Origin of the sequence: Desulfovibrio sp. 1214_IL3152 (assembly GCF_036763055.1) — a bacterium.
In the GTDB taxonomy this organism is placed as follows: domain Bacteria; phylum Desulfobacterota; class Desulfovibrionia; order Desulfovibrionales; family Desulfovibrionaceae; genus Desulfovibrio.
Window position 1 is genome coordinate 1 of record NZ_JBAIYW010000257.1, and the last position, 3305, is coordinate 3305.

The following is a 3305-nucleotide window of genomic DNA, read 5'->3' on the forward strand; positions in this document are numbered from 1 at the left end:
GGTGAACAGGCCCACCATGGGGCCTGGCAGCGTTTCCATCAGGTAGATGGGTACGGCCATAAGGCCGCGGGCGTTGCCGGGGGTGACAATGGCCGCGGCAGCGCCCACAAGTACGCCCATGGCGATGAAGATGACGTTGAAACCGCCGGCGATGAGCAGGCCCTTGCGGCCTTCGTCGGCGGTCTTGCACGAGAGGGCCATCTGGAAGGCGGCCTGGGCCAGAAGCACGTTGATCAGAAACGTGCCGAACCACGCCAGAATGGTCTGCAGGCCCACGCTGGTGAGGTCGCCGTACTTGGCGTCGGTGGTCAGCAGGGCGGCTACGGCGTCAAAACCGGGGTTGATTGCGATGGCGTAAATAGCCACGGCAAACATGATCATGAAAACAAAGAAGTTGGCGGTCTGCGTCATGGCTACTGACCACATGCCGCCCGCGCTCAGGAAGACATACATGAGTGCCGCCGTGATAACCACGGAAAGCAGCATGTCCATGCCGGTGATGGCGTTGATGCATGAAGCGAAGGCCAGGGCCGTGGCAACAGACCACATGGGAAAGGTAATGGCCGTGATGCCCCCGGCAATGCCCTTGGCGGCCCTGCCGTACTTGTCGCCGATAAGGCCGGAGATGGTCACCATCATGCGCTTGCGGAACGGTCCGATGAGTACCAGCGCAATGATAAGCACGTGGGTAAGTTCCGCTACGCCGTACCACAGGGCTGAAATGCCCGTGAGGTAGGACAGTTCAAGAATGGCGATATAGGTGGAGCCTGAAAACAGGCCGGTAATGCAGAAGGCGACGGTCCAGCGGCTGAACTTGCGCCCCCCCACAAAGAAATCTTCGCCCGCCTGAGCCTTTTTCTTGGCTATCTGGCTCATGACAATGAGCAGAAGCGTATAGGCCAGGGCCAGGCCGAACATCCAAATGGCCGAAGAAGTCATAGATTGCTCCTCATGCTTCCTGAAATTTTGCGCCGCCACAGGCGGGCGCGCCCCCAAAATGGTTAACGGAACGGCCGTTTCATCCAGGTGTCCCGTACGGCCTGCGGGTTACCGACAGGTCGGGCTGCCGACCCCGCATCCTCTCTCGATCCCAGTTTCTCTGCCGCCGGCGGCAGAGAAACGTATTGCTATGCGTTTTCGGCTGGGCCGAAAGACATTCACGCTATAGCAAACATTGTTCCAAAAAGTTTTTATAATAAAAACAGAATGTTATGAGGATAGTGAAAGGTCGTGCTGGCGGGTGGGCCTGAAAAGGCCCCAGCTTGTGCGGTTGAGTAACACGATGAAATATATGTATATCGTGTTTTAGAGGCCAAAATGTCTGGTCTGGAAGCTGTGGTTCGTTATCGAACCATGTGGTTCATAAATGAACCGCAGGTTCTTTTTCGCAACCTGCGGGCATTCTGAAGCGGATATGGCGCAGAAGGGGGGTATGAAGGCGCGGATTTGTTTTTCAGAGTGGTTTAATTCTGAACCACCAGGTCGTGTTCCCGCATCTTGCGCAAAAGGGTGGCGTGCGAGATTCCCAGCGCCCTGGCTGCCGCCCGTATGCTCACCGTATTGCGCAGGGCGTTTTCAAGGCACTGCTTTTCAAAGTGCCGCATCTGTTCCCGCATGGGGGCGTTGACGGGCGGCGCTACGGAGCCGTTGGGCCGGACAATGCTTTCCCACACCGGGGCGCGGTTGCCCGACGACAGGCTGGCGATGGTCAGCCGTTCCATAAAGTTGGCAAGTTCGCGCACGTTGCCGGGCCAGGAATAGGCTTGCAGCATTTCTTCTTCCGCCGGGCTGAGGCCGCAGGCGCAGGAATATTTTTTGCTGAAGCAGGAAAGGAAGTGCTGGGCCAGGGGCAGGATGTCCTCGCGCCTTTCACGCAGGGGCGGTACGGCAAGGGGAATGACGTTGAGGCGGTAATAGAGGTCCTCGCGAAAGGTGTTTTCGCGCACCATCTTGAGCAGGTTTCTGTTGGTCATGGCAATGATGCGCACATCCAGCCTGACGGGCTTGCGCCCGCCGATGCGGTAGATGACGCCTTCCTGAAGGGCGCGCAGCAGCTTGACCTGAAGGGTCAGGTCCATTTCGCCCACTTCGTCCAGCATGAGTGTGCCTTCGTGGGCCACTTCCAGCATGCCCGTCCGGCTGGCGTTGGCTCCGGTGAAGCTGCCTTTTTCATAGCCGAAGAGCTCCGCCTCCTGCAGATGCTGGGGGATGGTTCCGCAGTTTATCTGCACCAGCGGGCCGTTGCGGCGTTTGCTGTGGTTGTGGATGTGCATGGCCACAACCTCTTTGCCCGCGCCTGTTTCGCCGGTGATGAGCACGGTGGAGTCCACGCCGCCAAGGCGCGCGGCCTCGTCCAGCAGGCGCAGCATGGCGGGGTTGTGGGCGATGGTTTTTGTTCCCTTGAGGCTGGCTTCCTGAAAGGCCGCCAGCTTGCGGCGACTGTTTTCGGCCTCTTCCTGAAGGCGGGTGACTTCCGTCATGTCCTGAGCGGACAAAACGCAGCGGAAGAGGCGCTGATCTGCATCAAAAATGGGCGTGGCAGAAAAAATCACCTGCTTGCCGTTGCAGTCCTCCAGCAAGGTTCCGGCGCTTTTACGCGAATGCAGGGTTTTTTTGAGCAGATCGGCCACGGCCTTCATGGCAGGACTGGCGGGCCGGTTTATGCTGTCGCAATCCGGCAGGAGAAAGCGGATTTTGTCGTTGGTATACAGGGCGTTGCCGTTGGTATCAAAAATGATGATGCCGTCCGTGGCGCAGTTTATGACCGCGCTCAGTTCCCGGTTATGGCAGTCGGCGCTGCAGAAGGCCTTGTAAATTTTATGGATAAGCTCTTTCTTGGTGAGCACGCCCACGAGCCTGTCGTCGTGGTCCAGCACCAGCATCCTGTCGATGGGCATGCTGCATGCCATGCCGAATGTGGCGTCGTTGCGTATGCTCACAAGATCCACGTCCATGACTTCGCTGATGGGCGTTTCAAAAGACTTGCCCGCGCGTATGGCCTGCACGAGGCGAAATATGGTCAGAATGCCGCGCACTTTCTTGTTTTCGTCCAGAATAGGCACGCAGTTGACCCCGTGGCGCTCATAAACGGGCAGGGCGTCCTTGAGCAGATGCCCTGGCGTCAGGGTTTCGGGATTGTCGTGCATGACTTGTTCGACAAGCATACTTTCTTCGGGCAGTGCGGGCATGGAATGTCTCTGGGTTTGATGACCGGCTCGGCTTGAGCGGCGCTTTCCCGGCCTGGCCGGGCGTGTGGAGCGTTGGGCCGGATGTTTTATGCCGCACCCGGCACTGGGCAGGCGGTT

Annotated in this window: 2 protein-coding genes; both read right to left on the minus strand. The window is 58.4% G+C overall.

The features are described 5' to 3' along the window. Nucleotides 1–939 (minus strand): sodium:solute symporter family protein (locus V6C07_RS05405; protein ID WP_442886206.1); only part of this gene is annotated, 939 nt, incomplete at its 3' end. 524 nt (nucleotides 940–1463) lie between these two features. Next, a partial coding sequence (locus V6C07_RS05410) for a sigma 54-interacting transcriptional regulator (protein ID WP_333535341.1) occupies nucleotides 1464–3305 on the minus strand: 1842 nt, incomplete at its 5' end.